We start from the raw sequence: 17278 nt of genomic DNA, 5'->3' as shown, positions 1-17278 counted from the left end.
GCTCACGCCCGACCTCCCGCCGGGGCGTCGCGGCTCACCCGCCCAAGCGTCAGCACCGCGAAGATGAACGCCAGCGGCACCAGACTGGCGACGCCGCCGCTCGCATATCCGGCGCTGATCGTTTCGACGACGCCGATGGCGAGGCCGCCGAAGAACCCCCGCAACGGGCCATGCAGACCGAACACGATCGCCGCGCCGAAACCGGCCAGCGTCAGATGCAGACCGGAGGCGAAATCCATGCCGGCGCTGTAGAGAACGAGGACCCCGGCGATGCCGGCGAGCGCGCCTGCGATCATGAAGGTCATGAACTGCAGCCTGCGCACCGGAATTCCGGCGAGCGCCGCGCCGCGCTCATTGTTGGCGCTGGCGCGCATGTCGCGGCCCCAGGCGGTGCGATACAGCAGCACATAGACCGCGCCGACGAGCGCGAGCCCGACCGCGACATTGACGCCGGCCTGCGGGCTGATGCGGATGCCCCAGAGGCTCCAGAAATGCATGAAGGGCTGGCGGATGAACGGGTCCTGCCCGAAGCCCGTCAGCACGAAGGATTCGATGAACAGCGCGAAGCCGAAGCTGGCGAGGACCAGCACAAGCGGATCGTTCTTCTGCGTCCTCCCCAGTATGAGCGAGATGCCGCCGACGATCGACGAGGCCAGAACCGCCACCATCACGCCCGCCATGATGGCGATCACGGGGCCGAGCGAATCCCCGAAGAGCATCGCGACCGCCCCGGCCAGAACCGCATAGCCGCCCACCGCGAGATCCACGGTGTCGGTCGCGATGAACAGAAGACTGATCGGAAAGGCGAGCAGGCCGTAGGTCACGCCAAGCAGCACGCCCCTCAGTCCAAATTCGATGAATTCGTACATGCAGACCCTCTCGCCATTCCGAACCGCGCTCTCGGTCGGCCGGGGCGCCTCTCCCCTTTCAGGGCGGCGCGCCTCGATAGAAACCTACCAGTCGGTATTTACATACTGCACAGTTAGTTTGTTCGGTCAAGCCTGGTCGCGTCGGGTTTCGGGCGTCGAAGCGGTTTTTGCGCGCGGACGGGTTTTGCGCGCGGATCACGCCGGCGGCGCCCGCGCCAGGACAGGCGGCGCATGTCGCGCTCCGGCGCGCGCCGGCGGCTCCTTCAAGGGCGCGAAGAGCGCGGAAGGGGCGGTTCCGAATGAAAATGCGCTCCATCCCGGGCGGGGCCGGGAGGAGCGCATTCCAATCGCCGGGGCGCGCTGGCGCCGCCGGCGCCCCTCTATTCCGCCGCGGCCCCGACAGCCGCCGCGCCCGCCGCCACATCGGGCGAGAGATACGCGCCCTGCTTCAGCAGCTCGCTCTGGATCAGGCGTGGATCAAGCTGGCGCGGATGCAGCCCCGAGCCCGCCGCCAGCGCGCCCGCCACCCCCGCAGCCTGCCCGGTCATCCAGCATTGCGGGATCTCGCGCAGGAAGGTGTGCGAGCTCGCGTCGCAGGCGACATGCCGCCCCGCGCCGAGCGCGCCCTCGAGCCCGACCGGCAACAGAGAGCCGTAGGGCACCGAGATGTTCTTCCACTTCGGCGCGAGCGAGGTCGAGACGCCGATCTCGTCATCCCACACCTTTCCCTCGTCCCATTGCCCGCGCGTCACCATGCGCTCCGCCGCAAAGCGGCGGCTGTGACGCACGCCGACCTGCGGCGCGCCCAGCAGCAGATACGCGTTCTCGAACCCCGGCGCATGCGCCCGATAGAACGCCAGATGGCCGACGGTGAGCTGGCGGGACTTGATCTCGACCTCGCTCAGATCCTCGACATTGACCGCGCTGTAGCCTGACAGGCGCGGCCCCATGAACAGGCCGATATCGGAACGCCACGAGAAAAACGGCTTCTCGAAATATTTCAGCTTCTCGCGGCCCCGCTTCATGAAGTCGGAAAAGCCAGCCTTGTCGGAGCGGCGGAAGTCCGTCCAACGCTCCATATCGACGCCGCCCAGCATGAACGCCGTGTTGATGCAGTGATGGATGTCGCCGGCGTCGATGTCCGAATCCGACGGGACGCCCGCGCGGAACAGCATGTCGGCGTCGCCCGTGGTGTCGATGACGACCTTGGCGAGAATGGCGTGGCGGCCTTCCTTGCTCTCGAAGATCGCGCCCTTCAGCGCGTTGTCCTCGACGATCGGCTCGACCGCGAGCGCGTGCAGCACCAGACGGACCTTGTTCTCCACCATCATCTCGAGCGACAGCGTCTTGAGCGCCTCGGGATCGATGGTGGGCGACCATGTCACGATGTTCTGGAACGCGGCGGAGCGATACGACCAGTAGTCGGCGGTCGCCCGATCCTTCGAGCCCCAGTCCGATCTTGGCGGCCCCATCACCGCCTCTTTCGGCAACCGGTCGAACAGATCCTGCGCGAAACCGGCGATCACCTGCCGCCCGCTCCAGTCCGACATCCGGTCGATCCAGATCACCAGCCCACCGGTGGAGAGCCCGCCGAGGTGGTTGTAGCGCTCCACCAAGGTCACATCCGCGCCGAGCCGCGCGGCCGCGACCGCCGCCGAAGCGCCGGCCGGGCCGCCGCCGATCACGAGCACGTCCGTTTCCGAGAAGACCGGCGTGTCGCGGGCGGCCTCGCGATGGGTTCGCGCCGGCCGCTCCCGGCGCGGGCGCCTGTCTCCGCCCTTGAAAATCTCCAGCTCCATGCCTTCGGACACAGCATTGATCGACGCATCGGACGACATCGGACTTCCTTCCCTTTCATTCGAACACGGCGCGCGGACGGGCCGCGCCGCGCGTGTTTCGAGCTTGAGCCAAGCGCGCCGGAAGGTTGACAGGCGGGAGTGCTTATTACCAATGTAAATTACAAAATCTCTATATGAGAAAAATGTATAATGATCTCCCTGAAGCAGATCCGCTATTTCGTCGCCGCCGCGGAGACGCAACAGATCTCCGCCGCCGCCGTCAGCCTCGGGATTTCGCAATCGGCGGTCACCGTGGCGATCAAGGGGCTGGAATCACAGCTCGGCGTGACGCTGATCCGCCGGCGCGTCGGCGGCGTCGCCCTGACGCAGGACGGCGTGAAATTCCTGCAGCACGCGCGCAACATCGAAGCCAGCATCGCCGATTCCATCCTGTCGATGAAAAACCGGGAATCCAGCGTCAAGGGGCGCATCCGCTTCGGCGTCACCTATACCGGGGTCGGGTATTTTCTGCTGCCGGCGCTCGCGCGGTTCCGCCGCGCCTATCCCGACATCACCATCGACCTGATCGAGATGGAGCGCCCCGCCCTTGAACAGGCGGTGCGGCGCGGCGCGGTCGATCTCGCGCTGATCATCGTCTCCAACCTGTCCGAGGCCCATCTCCTCAATGTCCAGATGCTGATGCGCTCCCCGCGCGTGTTGTGGCTGTCGAGCGCCCACCCCTTGAACAAGCGCTCCGAGATTTCGCTTCAGGATCTGCGATCCGAACCTTTCGTGCAGTTCACCTCCGACGAGGCGCCGGTCTCGGCGCGAAGATATCTCGCGGATATCGGCTTCGACCCGAATGTGATCCTGCGGACCACCTCGATGGAGGCGGTGCGCGGGATGGTCGCCACAGGCGGCGCGATCACGATCCTCGCGAGCCTGGTCTATCGGCCATGGTCGCTCGATGGCGGACGTGTCGAGATACGCAAGCTCAGCGAGCCTATCCCGACCCTCGATCTCGGCGTCGTCTGGAGCGCCGAACGCCCGATTTCGGAGGCGGAGCGCAAACTCGTCGATCACCTCAAGGCGGCCGGCGCCGGGCTCGATATCGGCGTCGAGCCCGGCGCCCCGCCGGGGAGATCGCCCGTCGCGCCCTGACGGCGCGGGCTGCTTTCCAGGCTTACGCCAGCGTGCGCAACAACGCCTCGCGATATATCCGCACCAGCTCGCCGCCGTCGATCTCCGTCCCGCGGCGATACCATTCGAGCATCATGCCGTCATGCGCCGCGACATAGAACGACGCGAAGGCCGGCGCGCTCAAACCCGTCTTGAACACGCCGCGCTCACGCCCTTCCAGCAGCAGGGACTCGATGAACTGGCGCATCCGCTGATAGATATCTTCAATCTTCTCCGAGAGTTCGCTCCCGCCCTTGGCGAACTCCACCGAGGACATCACCAGCAGCATGACCTCATGCGGATGAGCCTGCGCAAACTGCACCTGCGAATGGACGAAGGCCACCAGCTTGTCCGGAGGCGGCATGTCCTTCTTCGCGAGCGCCGTGAGAATGTCGTCGATATACCGCCCGGCGACGCTGTCGAGCATCTGCGACATCAGATGCTCCTTCTTCTCGATGTAAAAATATACGCCGCCCTTGGTCAGCCCCGCCCCCGCCGCGATATCGTTCACCGTGGTCGCGCGATAACCCTGCTCGACGAACAGCCGCAGCGCTGAATCATAGATGCGGCGCAAGCTGACCTCCCGCAATTCACGGTTGGTTTGCGGCCGTCTCTGGGCGGGCTTTCCGGCCGTCGACGCCGGCTTCCCCTGCAAGGTGTCGGCGGGGTCGGCCACTCTCCTTCCGGGGAACGCCTCGGCGCTTTCATCCGCCTTCGAAGACCGTTTCCGGGAGGTATCTGGTCGGCTTCTCTTGTCCATCGTCAGCATCACACACGAATGAGTGGTTCAAGGAAAAACATTGGCCGCACGGCGCGCCCATAATTGGATAGCCACTATTTACATCGGCGCCGCCCGCGGCAAGTCTCAACTTCCCCGGGCGTTTGTCTTCGGACAAGAACGGCGTGAGACGCCGCCACGACGCCCGTTTCCCGCCATCTGATGATCGGCGGAGGCGAGTTCTCTTCGGAACACCCCTGGCGCCGCTCCGTCGGCGCGCGCCTTCGAACGGCGGTTCCGTCTTCCCAATCGCCGGGTTTTCCGGCGGCGCCGACAGGCCTGACGGCGATCAAGGCGGGCCCGGGGCGCCGGTTGCGGTCAAGCGCAAAAATGGGTTTTGTTCGACCGCGCGCCGGTCGAGCGGCCAGGGGCGGATTTCACATTCGAACGCCGGACGCGTCCTTCATGGCCGCGTCAACAATCGCTGCGCTTCACGAGATGGCACGCGACCGAATGGGAGCCGCTGATCTGCGCGAGAGGCGGCTCATCGACTCGGCACCGGTCGAAGGCCAACGGACAGCGGGTGTGAAAACGGCAGCCTTTCGGCGGGTTGACCGGGCTTGGCACGTCGCCTTGGAGCGGCACCCTGCGCCTGGACGTTCCGGGGCGCGACACCGGAACCGAGGCCAAAAGCGCCTGCGTGTAAGGATGAAGAGGATCGTCGAATAAGGCGGCGCGCTCCGCAATCTCCACGATTTTCCCAAGGTACATGACGGCGATGCGGTTGGATATCTGCCGCACCACGGCCAGATCGTGGGCGATGAATAGATAGGTCAGATTGAATTCGCGTTGCAGCCGCAACATGAGGTTGAGAACCTGCGCCTGAACAGAAACGTCAAGAGCCGAGACCGGCTCGTCGCATACGATGAATTTGGGGTTGAGCGCCAATGCGCGCGCGATCCCGATACGTTGGCGCTGACCGCCGGAGAACTCGTGCGGATAGCGTGTCGCGTGGTGATCCGCGAGACCGACGATATCAAGGAGCTCCGCCACGCGCTTGCGGCGCGCAACCCGGTCGACGCCGCCGGCGATGTCAATCGGCTCGGAGATGATGCGCTCGACCGTCATGCGCGGGTTGAGCGAGCCATAGGGGTCCTGGAAGATGAACTGGGAACGCCGCCGATGCGCGCGCGGCGCGCGCCCGTCCACGGTGTCCACATCCCCATCGTTGAAACGGACGGAGCCGGAGGTTGGCGGCATGAGGCCGACGATCAGCCGGCCGGTCGTCGACTTGCCGCAGCCGGATTCGCCGACCAGCCCCAGCGTCTCTCCATGAGCGATGTCGAAACTGACGCCATCGACAGCGCGAAGAAGCGGCGTGCGGCCAAAAGCGCGCCGGCGCCCGACCTGGAAATGCTTGCGGAGCTCGTCAACCTTGAGCAGAGGCGTATCGTCAGTCATCGCGAGGCACCGAATAGTCCGTATGGCGGATGCACGCCGCAGACTGGCCCGGCCGCAGCTCCATCAGCGGCGGCACCTGTTCGGCGCACCGCCCGCGGGCGTAAACGCATCGTGGATTGAACCGGCACCCGGCCGGCAAGGCGTGCGGCGGCGGCACCTGGCCTTCGATGGTCGGCAAGAAATCGACGTCACGATCTATGGGCGGCATGCTCCGTATCAGGCCTTCGGTGTAGGGGTGAAGAGGTTCGGCGAAGGCCCGATCGACGCGCGCCTCTTCGACGATCTTGCCGGCGTACATCACGATTAGCCGCTCCGCGAATTCGGCGACGACGCCGAGATCATGCGTGATGAAGATGATCGCCATGCCGAATTCGCGCTGGATGTCGCTGAGCAGATCCAGGATCTGCGCCTGAACCGTCACGTCGAGGGCCGTTGTCGGCTCGTCGGCGATCAAAAGTTGCGGCTCGCCCGCGAGCGCCATGGCGATCATGGCGCGCTGACGCATGCCGCCGGAGAGTTCGTGAGGGTAGCGGTCGAGGCATTGCCGGGGCGATGGAATGTTGACCAGGGAAAGCAATTCGGCGGCCCGGCTCTGCGCTCGGGCGCCTCGCAGGCCGCAGTGGAGCGCCAGAACCTCGCAGATCTGGTAGCCGATCGTGAACACCGGGTTCAACGACGACATGGGCTCCTGAAAAATCATGGCGATGCGCCCGCCGCGGATTCCGCGCAGGGCGCCGCGGCTCAAGGACATGATGTCCGTTCCCTCCAGCAAGACCTGACCGCTGCGGATCCGGCCCGGCGGGCGGGGAATGAGTTGAAGGATGGACAGAGCGGTGATCGTCTTGCCGCTACCCGACTCGCCGACGATGGCCAGCCGCTCGCCCTTCGCGACGTCGAAGCTTACATCGTCCACTGCGGTGACCACGCCCATTCCGGTGCGGAACTCGGTGACCAGGTTGCGAACGGACAAGAGAGGCGCCGGCGCGCTTCGCAGGATCTCGGTCATGACGTTTTCAACTTCGGGTCGAGAACGTCACGCAACCCATCGCCGAAGAGGTTGAGACCCAGCACCGTGAAGGCGATGATGAGGCCAGGAAACGTCGTGATCCAGGGAGCGTCGACGACGTAGTCGCGCCCCTCCGCGAGAATGTTTCCCCAACTCGGGGTCGGCGGCGGCGGCCCCACTCCGAGGAAACTCAGCGCGGCTTCCGCCAGCACCGCGTAGGCGAATACGAATGTCAGGTCGATGATCAGCGGCGCCATGCTGTTTGGCAGGATATGGCGAAATATGATGCGCAGATGGCTGGCCCCCGCCAGGCGCGCCGCCTCGACATATTCCGCGTCACGCACCATCAGCACGGACGCCCGCACGATTCGGGCGGTGCGAGGCGCGTATGCGATCGACAGGGCGATGACCACATTCGCCGCGCCGCTGCCAAGCGCCGCCGCGATGGCGATGGCGAGCATCAGCGACGGAAACGCCATCAACGCGTCCATCAAACGCATCAGAATGCTGTCGATGCGCCGAAAATAGCCCGACAGCGTGCCGACCAAAGTGCCGAGGACCCCCGTGCAGAGCACCACCCAGAGCCCGAGCGAGAGCGACAGACCGGCGCCGTAGACGACGCGGACGAACACATCCCGCCCATAATGGTCCGTCCCGAAGAAAAACTGTTCCGAAGGCGGGCTGAACCTGTGCCGCACATTCAGCGTAAGCGGACTATCGGACATCAGAAACGGAGCGATGATCGCAATCGCCGTCATGAGTATCGTCATCGCCGCGCCGATCACGAACCCCTTGTGCGACAGCATGTGACGGACAAAAGCCAGACGTCGGTTTGATGCGGCGCGCGCGGCGAAGTCGGCTTTGGCGGCGACGTCACTCATTTTTCACCCGCGGATCGAGGTAGGTGTAGAGAAGGTCCACCGCAAGATTGACCAGCACCATCAGGACGGCGACCATCAGAAGAGAACCCTGAATAACGGGATAGTCACGACGCAATATTCCCTGCACGACGAGCTGACCAAGGCCCGGCAATGAGAACACCTGCTCGATCACGACGGTTCCTGACAGGGCGACATTGATGATAACGCCGATGACCGTGACGATCGGAATCATGACGTTGGACAGCGCGTGCCGGCCGACGACGCGCCACTCCGCCACCCCTTTGGCGCGCGCTGTGCGCACATAGTCCTGATGAAGCACCTCCAGCGTGGTCGCCCGCGTCATCCGGGCGAGCAGGGCGATCTGGAAGACCGCCAGCGAGATCGCGGGCAAAGTCAGCGATTTGATATAGCCCACGATACTTTCGCTGGGTGGAACGTAGCCGCCGGAAGGGAGCCAGCCGAGATGCACGGAGAACAACAGCACCGCCATGATGGCGAGCCAGAAAGTCGGCAGCGAAACCCCGATGAGCGCGAAGCCCATGACTGAGGTGTCAAGCCAGCCGTTGTGGTTGTAGGCGGCGATCAGCCCGGCCAACACGCCGATCGGAACCGTCAGAAGCAGCGAGAAAATGGTCAGAGAGATCGTGACCGGCAGGCGCTCGACAATCGCTTGCGACACGCCGCGGCCGAGCATATAGGACCGCCCCAGGTCGCCCTGCAGCGCATTCGAGTACCATATGACGAGTTGCTCATAGAGCGGGCGGTCGAGCCCGAGGGTCGCCCGTATCGATGCGATCTGATCGGACGTGGCGTTCGGCCCGGCGATCACATAGGCGGAATCCCCCGGAATGATGTGGATCAGCCCGAAGGCGACAAGACTGACCAGCAGCAGCACAGGCGCAACGCTGGCCAGCCTTCGGGCCACATAGGTCCACATGATGCCCGCCTCTCGTTAAGTCGCGCCGGTCACGTCTTCCAGATGTCCCACAGCCTGATGCTGTCGAACGTCTTGAAGTTCTGCACCGCCATCGAACTCGCCTGCTTCGAGCTGCGGTCGCCCATCTTGAGCTGGTAAACCTGCGAGTTGATGCGGAATTCGATGTCCCGCCACGCCTGCTTTCGCCCCTCCAGGTCCGTGGCGCTGAGCAGGCGATCCCACGCCGCCTCCATCTCCGTATCTTCCTCGTAGAACGACCAGTTGTTCTTGCCAGAGACGAGGCGCTGGTACTGGAAGGGCCCGAGCAAGGGCTGGATCGCGTAGGCCGTGCTGAACATGTTGTGAGTCGTCGGATCCGCCCGCTGCGCATTCGCGCCCGGCCAGTCGAGGACGTTGAGCTTCACATTCATGCCGATCGACTTGAGCTGCTCCGACATCACCACCGCGACCTCTTCAAGCGATGCGATATCCGAACTGGTCAGGATGACGAGCTCCTCGCCATTATAGCCCGCTTCCTTCAAGAGAGCGCGGGCGCCCTCAACGTCGTTGGCGTTGTAGACGAGATTCTCGGCGTCGGCCGGATAGAACTCGCTCGTAGGATAAACGAAGGACGGATTGAGCCGGAAGGCCCCGTCGGTGGCGATCGTCATGATGTCGTCGACATTCAATACGCGCTGGATCGCCTGACGGACGAGGAGTTTGTCGGTTGGCGGGCGCTGTATGTTGACCGGGACGACATTGATGCCGCGCGTCATGTGGTCGAAGACGCGATAGCTCCCCTCGGAATCGAGGCGAAGAGCCGCCTGCACCGGCACATCGTCGATAATGTCGAACGCGCCGCTCTGCAGGCCGGCGATACGGCTGCTCGCCTCGGACGCGACGCGAAACGAGATTTCGTCGAAATACGCGGTGCGGCGGCCGCCATAGCCGTCGCGGCCCTCGAAGGCCGTGTTGGGCGCGTAATCGTCGAAACGCTCTCCGGTGAGGCGGGTGACTCCGTCCCACTCGACAAAGCGATACGGGCCGGTCGAGATTGGATCGACGTTGTTGGCCTCTTTTCCGCATTCCTCCAGCGGGATGATCGTCATCGGCGAGGCTGGCGACTTGATCAGCTCGATCCAGCTCGGCATCGACTTCTTGAGCTCGACCACCAGCGTGCGAGAGTCCGGCGTGGTGATGCGGTCGACATTCGCGAGGCGGACCTTCTCGGGGCTCACGCGGGCGTATCGCTCGAGCGACGCCTTCGCGTCGGCGGACGTCATCTCCTTGCCGTTATGGAACGGGACGCCGCCGCGAAGGCGGAAGGTGTAGACCCGCGAGTCTTCCGAAACCTTGAGATCTTCGGCGAGTTGAAGCTGCGGCGAGCCGCGCTCGTCAATGGTGACGAGGGTTTCGCACATGTGCATCAAGACGTTGCGGGCGGCCTGGGAGCGCGAGAAATGCGGATCGACAGTTTCCGTGGCCGCACTCATGGCGACGACGGCTTGGCCGCCGACGACCGGCGCGCCTGACTGCGCCTTGAGTGAAAACGGATGGGCCAGCGCCCCCACCGTAATGCTTGCCGAACCGTATTTCAGAACTCCACGTCGCGTCAGCTTGGTCATGACCTGCACTCCCCTGTTGGTGCGGATTTACGTCACGAATGTTACCGATTTTCGGTGCGAGATAGTATTATCGTATACAACAAATTGCATGAGTCAACAAGATTGCCCCGCAGCGTTGAAGCTAGCCGTCTGAGGTGATATCGACCGGCGTCACCAAGGGCTCTCCCCTGAAATGCGCCCTGAGATTAGCCTTCACCAATTCACATGCGGCGCGCCAGGTCTGATGGGTGCCCCCGCCCCGATGCGGCGTGAGAACCACATTTTCGAGCGAGGCCAGCTCGGGCGGAACGTGCGGCTCATTCTCGAAAACATCGAGACCAGCCGCCATGATCCGCCCTTGCGCGAGAGCCTGCGTCAGCGCCTGCTGGTCGATGATCGAGCCGCGGGCGATATTGACGACGACCCCCGTCGGCCCGAGCGCCTCCAGCACAGCCTGATTGACGATATGGCGGGTCTCGGCGCCGCCGGGACAGGCGACGATGAGAAAGTCCGACGATTGCGCAAGTTCGAGAAGCGTAGCGCAATACGTATGCGGCGAGCCGCGGACAGGGCTGCGGTTATGGTAACTCACGGGCATATCGAAGCCTGCGGCGCGCTTCGCGACCTCAACGCCGATCCGCCCCATGCCCAGGATGCCGAGGCGGCGGCCAAACACGCGCGGCACCAGTGGGAATTCCTCCGTGGGCCACCGTCCGGCGCGAATGAAGCGGTCGGCGGCCGCGACGCTTCGGGCGGCGGCGAGAAGCAGCGCGAACGCCATGTCGGCGACGCAACCGTCAGTCACCGACGGCGTGTTGGTGAGCGGGATTCCGCGCTCGCGCAGCGCGCCGACATCAATCTTCTCATATCCGGCGGCGCCGCTGGCGACGAGGCGCAGGGCCGGCAACGCGTCGATCATCCTGCGCCCGACGATGCTTGAGCTGGTCAGCGCCTCGACACGCTTCGCCAGGTCGGGCGAAACATGCGCCGGATCGTCGTCCGGCGCGCGATGCACCGTGAATTCCTCCTCAAGACTGCGGAAATACCATTCGGGCCGCTTGCCAACGACGAGGATATCGGGTTTCGACATTGATACCACCTTCCATGGGGGGCCTTATCGGCGTCAGCCGCCGCGGGAGAAATGCGTCGGCTCAGGCGTAAAGGTGAAACCGTCGTCGAGCGGGTACATCGGCCGGGCGCAGATCGTGTGACCGAGGCTGCGAAGATCCGCCGAGGTCGCGCCCGGCGCGTCGACGTTGAAATTTCGCTCGACCCAGGCGTCATACATCCGATGCTCGGTGTGCGGAGATTTCACGACGACCAGATCGAACTCTCGCGGATTGAGGCCATTTGCGAAGTAGAGCGCGCGATCGAACAGGCTGACGGTGCGCGAGATAACGACGACGGTGACCGACCCGAAGCACAGCACGGCGGTTGGCCCGGCGTCGAGCTCCATCCGCATCGTTTCGAGGCGAAACTTGCCGTCGGAGAGGAGTTTCACGGTGGCGCGGATCGGCATGGGCTCGAACCGATCCGGGTCGAGGCCGCCGCCGATCGTGGTGTCGATGACCGCCCCGACGCCGGCCTCATGCGCCATCGCCGCGGCGTCGGCGTCGACAATCTGAGCGAGCACGCGCTTCTCGTAACCGGCGTCGCGCAGCGCGCGCAGGATCGCGTTGGAATCGCCGCTGGCGCCGGAAGAGGTGGCGTCGGCGGCGTCCGTGAACACGGCGGTCCCATCGATCGCGCGCACCTGAGCGATCGCCCGGTCCATCCCGATGAGTTTGCCCTGCATGCGAAAGCGCAGGCTCCAGAATTCCTCGGCCAGCTGGGCGGCAGCGCGGTCGATATCCGGCCTTTCGCCGTCGGTCACGGCGATGACCTGGCTGCAGAGCTCGGGCACGTCGGTGAACGGATTGCCGATCATGACGCCCGCCGCGAGCACGCCGCCTTCGCGCTCCATCCGCTTACATTCCCCGATCAACTCACCATAGCATCCGGTTCGCGTAATGAGTTCGTCGCCCCGGACAAGAGCCGGGATAACGACTCGGGTGATCACCGGCCGAATTGACGGGTTGTCCATAAGGTGAAGCAGAAGCTCGGCCGCCCTGCGTCCGGTATCGGCGAAATCGACGTGGGGGTAGGTGTGGTAAATCGCCAACCCGTCAATCTGACGCAACATGCGCTCGGTGAGAACGCCATGAAGATCCAGGGAGATAACGATCGGCGTGTCAGGGCCGCTCATCGCCCGAATTTCCTGGAGGAGGAAGCCTTCCGGATCAAGTTCGCCTATTGCGCCCATAGCGCCGTGCAGCGACACATAGATGGCGTCCACCCCTTCGATCCGTTCTCTGATCGCGGCCAGAATCTCGGTTGAAAGCGCGCGCCAACCCTCCGCCGACAATATTCCGGCGCTGCTTGCGCGCGCCGAGATCGACGGAATGACTTCGACGTCAGCGCGGGCCTCGAACGTCGCGAGCGCGCCGCCTATCGCCCTGTTCAGCGTGCGCTGACGGTAGACGTCCGCACCGCGATCGATTGCGAAGTTGGCGTATCCGGATTCGACCGGGTTGAACGAGGATATTTCCTGCATGCATTCCGCGATAAGCACTCTACGCACGGGCACCTCCATTCCTCGTTCGGACACCGCATAGCTCGTCCACGCGCCGGGGAGGCGTCGTGTTGCCTTTAGCGCGTATGAGTGTATGATCGTATACGAAATTGAGTCGAGTCAAGCCCTCGCTGTTTTGCGCCCTACTGACGACTGGCGAAGTGTTGGCTGGAGTAAGGTTGGTGACAGGGATTACCCGTATCGCGTGAAAAGCGCGCTATTAGGAACGGCGTGAAATGAGCAGACGGACATTTCAAGAACGAGACAGATTCAGCGGGCAGGCCGACTCCAGCACCGGATGGCAACCGCTGCGCCCTGAAACCCTGGTCGACAAGGTGATCCAGACAGTGATTGAGGGGGCGGCGCGGGGAATCATACTCCCCGGCGACCGGATCGTCGAAGTTGAGGTCGCCCAGAAACTCGGAATCAGCCGGGTTCCAATTCGCGAGGCGCTACGCATCCTCGAGAGCCAGGGCCTGGTCGTCAATGAGCCCTACAAGGGGATTCGCCTGACGCCGGTGACGCGGAAGCGCATTGACGATCTCATCGAGGCCAGAATCTCGCTGGAGACGTCGGCGATTGAGCGCGCGATATCGAGCGGGCGCAACGGCGCCAAAGACGCTCAGCTCCTCCTGACCATCGTAAATGAGATGGAGCTGATGAGCGTGCGTGGCGATTCCTATGGAATTGGCAACGCGGACACCAATTTTCATCGCGTGCTCGTCAGCCTCAGCGGCAACGACGTGCTCAGCCAACTTTGGGAGATGCTTTCGCGGCAGCTCACCATCATTTTCGGCCTGTCGACGCTCGCCAAGCCGATGCCTGAGATCGTTGGAGAGCACCGGCGGCTTGTCGACGAGTTCAGATCCGGAAACATGTCGGCGATCGCCAAGGAAATCGACGAACATATTCGCGCGCAAAATCAGGCGATAGATTTCGTCGCTCTCATCGAAAAACGCAAAGCGGAACGGGACGCCGCGCAAAAGTGAACTTTCAATGGCCGAGGCGCGAGCAGTGTTCGCTCCGACTGCAGTAAGGAACTCCAGAATGTGTCGAAATCAACCCTCCCGCGCCGAAACTGCGCCGACGGCGGCGATCCCCAAGGTCTCGATCCGCGAGATCCGTGTGTTGCCTTTGGTCGGAGAGAGCCCCAAGGGCGGTTGGTCAATCGAAATACGGCCTGAAGATTCCGTACATGCGATCGTGGCGGTGCATACTGACGCCGGGATTACCGGCTATGGCAGCGTCTTCACCAACGGGCGCCTGGTGGAGGCCGCGATTGACGTGCTGAAGCCTCTCTTCGAAGGCGAGAACGCTCTCGAGCCGGAACGCGTGAGCGAAAAGCTGCACCAGAACACCTTCTGGATGGGGCGAGGCGGCACCCTGACGCACGCGATTAGCGGCATCGATATCGCGCTGTGGGATATCCTTGGCAAGGTGGTGGGCATGCCGGTCGGCCGTCTGCTGGGCGGTTGCTACAGGGAGCGTGTGCGCCCCTATTGCTCGTTGTTGATGGACGAGCCGTCGCGAATGACCGACGTGATCGCGCCGCACCGGGCTCTGGGCTTCCGGGCGTTCAAGATCGGCTGGGGGCCATTCGGCCGAACGGGCGAGGCGGCGCATGATGAAGCGATCATCGCAGCCGCGCGCGAGGCCGCCGGCGATGACGCCCTTCTTATGGTCGACGCCGGGGCGAGCGACGCATTCTGGCCAAATGGCCTCAAATGGGCGCTGCGCACCGCCAAGATGCTCGACGATTACGACGTGGCGTGGTTCGAGGAGCCATTGCGGCCCGACGCTATCGACGATTTCTGCGAACTGAGACGCGCGAGCCCTATCGCCATTGCCGGCGGAGAGGTGCTGACCCGTCGCCAGACTTTCTTGCCGTGGCTCACACGTGGCGCTTTCGATATCGTGCAGCCGGACGTCACAAAGGTCGGCGGGCTCAGCGAGCAGCGGCGCATCGCCTGGACGGCTTCGGAATTCGGGGTGAAGTATCTCGGCCATGGCTGGAACACCGCTATCGGCCTCGCCGCCGACCTGCATATGGCGGCGGCGACGCCTGACACCGATCTGGTGGAGTATATCGCCGACAGCGCCTACCTGGACGGGATCCTGAAAGTCCCCTTCTCTCTCGACGAGGACGGTTGTCTCAAAATCCCCGATGGGCCCGGGTTGGGGGTCGAACTCGATCCGGACAGCATGGGCAGGTATACGCCCGACGTCGCTCGTCTTTTCAACTGATCCGGAGGAGGCGGGATGAAACGCGAGCGCGTCGAACTCACGATCCTGGAAGAGTGTGACTTCGCGGACGGGCGCGGCTTCGGCGCCGCCGGGGCCTATGCGGTGGTGCGGGGCCGAGCCAGACTGGGCGTCAATCCGGACTCGGTCCCAAGCGGCGCGATCGTCGACCTGGAACTCGCTGAGCGCGATTCCGAAGGGCTCATTTGGATTGCGACGGATTTCGAGATCTTGCGCCCTCGCGATCAAACCAAGTCCAATCGCCGGCTGTTTCTCGATTACGGCAATCGAGGCAACAAGCGGTGCCTTCAGTTCTTCAATGACGCGCCTCACACCAACCGCCCCCGCAGCCTCTCGGACGCGGGGAACGGGTTTCTCATGAGGCGTGGCTACACGGTGGTCTGGCTGGGCTGGCAAGGCGATCTCGTTCCCGGCGACGATCGGATGCTGCTCGATCTGCCGGTCGCTCGTCGCGACGGCCGCGCGATCACCGGCGCCGTGCGAAGCGAGTTTGTCGTGGAACATCCGGGAACGCGCGTGCACCCTCTCAGCGGCCGCATCAACACACGCAGTCACCCGGCGGTCTCTCTGGACACGACCTCGGCCCGGTTGACCAAGCGGCGCTATCCGACGTCGGAGCCGATCCTGATACCGTCCTCCGCGTGGGCGTTCGCCCGCGAAGAGCAGGGTTTCGGTCTCGACAATCAGGGCGGCGAAATGGCCGTCACGCCAAGCGACGTTCACATCCGGCTGGAGGAGGGCTTCGAGCCGGGCTGGATTTACGAATTGGAGTATGAGGGGCGCGATCCACTGGTGCTCGGGCTTGGCCATGTCGCGGTGCGCAACCTCACGAGCTTTTTGCGCTACGCCGACACGGACGACCTGGGCGCGGCCAACCCGCTGGGCGAAGGCGCGATCGAAAAATGCTACGCATACGGCCGTTCGCAGACGGGGCGCTGCATCCGCGATTTCATCTATCACGGCTTCAACGCCGATAGCGCGGGACGGCGGGTGTTCGACGGCGTGATATGCCATGTAGCCGGCGCCGGACGAATGAATATGGATCGGTTCGCCAATCTGACCTATGGCGGAAGCACCCAATATGAGGATCGCAACACCGACACGGATCGGTTCCCGTTCGCATACGCCCCCACCAGAGACCCGGCGAGCGGCCGGGAGGACGCGATCCTCAAACGCCCCGACACCGACCCGCTGGTGATCCATACTCAGAGTTCGACCGAATACTGGCAGCGCCGCGGTTCACTGACGCACACGGACGCCGCAGGAAACACGCTCCCTGAGGTCGATGGCGCGCGCATCTATCTATGGTCCGGCAGTCAGCACTATTCTGATCCCGCCTTGCCCCGGGCCCGCCGCGGGATCGGGGAGAATTTCGAGAACGTGGTCCAGACCTCGTTCCTGTTCCGCGCGCATCTGGTGGCGCTGGACCGTTGGGCGAGCCTCGGCGAGGCGCCGCCGCCAAGCCGCATCCCGCGACGTGAGGACGGCACGCTCGGCTCGCTGGACGAATGGCGCGAGGCCTTCCCCGAGATTCCGGGAGTAATCCGGCCTACGGCGTTCAACGATATGCGGCCGGACTCGGAATTCCGCGCCCTCGTCCCGCTAACCGACCCGGACGGCAACGAGATCGCGGGGATACGGCCGCCAATGGTCGAGGCGCCGCTCGGCACTTACACTGGCTGGAACATTCGGTCGCGAGCTCATGGTCACGGGGCGCTCGTAAGCCTTGCGGGAAGCTATGTGCCGTTTCCCGAATGCCCCGAGACTGCGCGGATGACCAGCGATCCCCGCCGTCCCATCGCACTGCGCTTCGCCTCCGCGAGCGACTACGCCGCCAGCATCGAGGCGGCCGCGCGCGCGCTCGTCCAGCTCGGCTTCATGTTGGAGGAAGACGTCGAACAGCAGATCGCCTTGGCGAACGACTGGGGCCGTCCTCGGCACGTTTTCCTCAGTTAGAGCATTTTCGCACCGACCTCAGTCGTTCGGCGCCGCC

14 protein-coding genes are annotated in these 17278 nt (G+C 64.1%); 4 read left to right on the top strand and 10 right to left on the bottom strand.

Annotated features, from left to right (window positions below; translation table 11 throughout):
* Positions 1-2 precede the first annotated feature (2 nt).
* A complete protein-coding gene (locus WG921_RS02300; protein ID WP_340107582.1) occupies positions 3-869 on the bottom strand; it encodes a branched-chain amino acid ABC transporter permease in 867 nt (288 codons plus the stop codon).
* Positions 870-1249: 380 nt separating this feature from the next.
* A complete protein-coding gene (locus WG921_RS02295) occupies positions 1250-2707 on the bottom strand; it encodes an FAD-dependent oxidoreductase (RefSeq protein ID WP_340107581.1) in 1458 nt (485 codons plus the stop codon).
* Between the two features lie 150 nt (positions 2708-2857).
* Between WG921_RS02295 and WG921_RS02290 the strand changes: the two genes are divergently transcribed.
* A complete protein-coding gene (locus tag WG921_RS02290; RefSeq protein WP_340107580.1) occupies positions 2858-3808 on the top strand; it encodes a LysR family transcriptional regulator in 951 nt (316 codons plus the stop codon).
* Between the two features lie 22 nt (positions 3809-3830).
* Here WG921_RS02290 and WG921_RS02285 read toward each other — a convergent pair whose 3' ends face one another.
* The 8 genes from WG921_RS02285 to WG921_RS02250 form a co-directional block, all read right to left on the bottom strand.
* Positions 3831-4502 (bottom strand): TetR/AcrR family transcriptional regulator, encoded by a 672-nt coding sequence (locus tag WG921_RS02285; protein WP_340107579.1) that lies wholly within the window; start codon positions 4500-4502, stop codon positions 3831-3833.
* Between the two features lie 516 nt (positions 4503-5018).
* On the bottom strand, positions 5019-6005 hold the full coding sequence (locus WG921_RS02280) for an ABC transporter ATP-binding protein (RefSeq protein ID WP_340107578.1): 987 nt from the start codon (positions 6003-6005) through the stop codon (positions 5019-5021).
* Positions 5998-7011, bottom strand: a complete 1014-nt coding sequence (locus tag WG921_RS02275; RefSeq protein ID WP_340107577.1) for an ABC transporter ATP-binding protein — start codon at positions 7009-7011, stop codon at positions 5998-6000. Before WG921_RS02275 ends, WG921_RS02280 begins: the two co-directional genes overlap by 8 nt.
* Entirely contained in the window at positions 7008-7892 is an 885-nt protein-coding gene (locus WG921_RS02270) for an ABC transporter permease (protein ID WP_340107576.1), read from the bottom strand. The genes WG921_RS02275 and WG921_RS02270 overlap by 4 nt, the downstream gene beginning before the upstream one ends.
* Positions 7885-8829 (bottom strand): ABC transporter permease, encoded by a 945-nt coding sequence (locus WG921_RS02265; protein WP_340107575.1) that lies wholly within the window; start codon positions 8827-8829, stop codon positions 7885-7887. Before WG921_RS02265 ends, WG921_RS02270 begins: the two co-directional genes overlap by 8 nt.
* Positions 8830-8858: 29 nt before the next feature.
* Entirely contained in the window at positions 8859-10433 is a 1575-nt protein-coding gene (locus tag WG921_RS02260) for an ABC transporter substrate-binding protein (protein WP_340107574.1), read from the bottom strand.
* Between the two features lie 121 nt (positions 10434-10554).
* Positions 10555-11502: a 2-hydroxyacid dehydrogenase gene (locus WG921_RS02255; protein ID WP_340107573.1), complete on the bottom strand. Its 948-nt coding sequence runs from the start codon at positions 11500-11502 to the stop codon at positions 10555-10557.
* Between the two features lie 33 nt (positions 11503-11535).
* Positions 11536-13032, bottom strand: a complete 1497-nt coding sequence (locus WG921_RS02250; RefSeq protein WP_340107572.1) for a M81 family metallopeptidase — start codon at positions 13030-13032, stop codon at positions 11536-11538.
* 227 nt (positions 13033-13259) lie between these two features.
* Here WG921_RS02250 and WG921_RS02245 point away from each other — a divergent pair, with 227 nt between their 5' ends.
* From WG921_RS02245 to WG921_RS02235, 3 genes are read left to right on the top strand one after another with little or no spacing between them, the layout of a single operon-like run.
* The gene (locus tag WG921_RS02245; protein ID WP_340107571.1) at positions 13260-14012 is read left to right on the top strand and encodes a GntR family transcriptional regulator; all 753 of its coding nucleotides are present in this window, start codon (positions 13260-13262) and stop codon (positions 14010-14012) included.
* 58 nt (positions 14013-14070) lie between these two features.
* Positions 14071-15267 (top strand): mandelate racemase/muconate lactonizing enzyme family protein, encoded by a 1197-nt coding sequence (locus WG921_RS02240; protein ID WP_340107570.1) that lies wholly within the window; start codon positions 14071-14073, stop codon positions 15265-15267.
* A 15-nt stretch (positions 15268-15282) separates the two neighbouring features.
* A complete protein-coding gene (locus WG921_RS02235; protein ID WP_340107569.1) occupies positions 15283-17241 on the top strand; it encodes an alpha/beta hydrolase domain-containing protein in 1959 nt (652 codons plus the stop codon).
* The last annotated feature ends 37 nt before the right edge of the window (positions 17242-17278 follow it).

The organism is Paludibacillus litoralis (assembly GCF_037646705.1).
Taxonomy (GTDB): domain Bacteria; phylum Pseudomonadota; class Alphaproteobacteria; order Rhodobacterales; family Rhodobacteraceae; genus Pikeienuella; species Pikeienuella litoralis.
This window is presented reverse-complemented; position numbering and strand designations above follow the sequence as displayed.

Excerpts from the sequence above, each read along its gene's own strand:
- WG921_RS02265 (WP_340107575.1), bottom strand. The coding sequence starts at position 8,829 with ATGTGGACCTATGTGGCCCGAAGGCTGGCCAGCGTTGCGCCTGTGCTG.
- WG921_RS02255 (WP_340107573.1), bottom strand. The coding sequence starts at position 11,502 with ATGTCGAAACCCGATATCCTCGTCGTTGGCAAGCGGCCCGAATGGTAT.
- WG921_RS02235 (WP_340107569.1), top strand. The coding sequence starts at position 15,283 with ATGAAACGCGAGCGCGTCGAACTCACGATCCTGGAAGAGTGTGACTTC.
- WG921_RS02270 (WP_340107576.1), bottom strand. The coding sequence starts at position 7,892 with ATGAGTGACGTCGCCGCCAAAGCCGACTTCGCCGCGCGCGCCGCATCA.
- WG921_RS02240 (WP_340107570.1), top strand. The coding sequence starts at position 14,071 with ATGTGTCGAAATCAACCCTCCCGCGCCGAAACTGCGCCGACGGCGGCG.
- WG921_RS02290 (WP_340107580.1), top strand. The coding sequence starts at position 2,858 with ATGATCTCCCTGAAGCAGATCCGCTATTTCGTCGCCGCCGCGGAGACG.
- WG921_RS02280 (WP_340107578.1), bottom strand. The coding sequence starts at position 6,005 with ATGACTGACGATACGCCTCTGCTCAAGGTTGACGAGCTCCGCAAGCAT.
- WG921_RS02295 (WP_340107581.1), bottom strand. The coding sequence starts at position 2,707 with ATGTCGTCCGATGCGTCGATCAATGCTGTGTCCGAAGGCATGGAGCTG.
- WG921_RS02245 (WP_340107571.1), top strand. The coding sequence starts at position 13,260 with ATGAGCAGACGGACATTTCAAGAACGAGACAGATTCAGCGGGCAGGCC.
- WG921_RS02300 (WP_340107582.1), bottom strand. The coding sequence starts at position 869 with ATGTACGAATTCATCGAATTTGGACTGAGGGGCGTGCTGCTTGGCGTG.
- WG921_RS02275 (WP_340107577.1), bottom strand. The coding sequence starts at position 7,011 with ATGACCGAGATCCTGCGAAGCGCGCCGGCGCCTCTCTTGTCCGTTCGC.
- WG921_RS02260 (WP_340107574.1), bottom strand. The coding sequence starts at position 10,433 with ATGACCAAGCTGACGCGACGTGGAGTTCTGAAATACGGTTCGGCAAGC.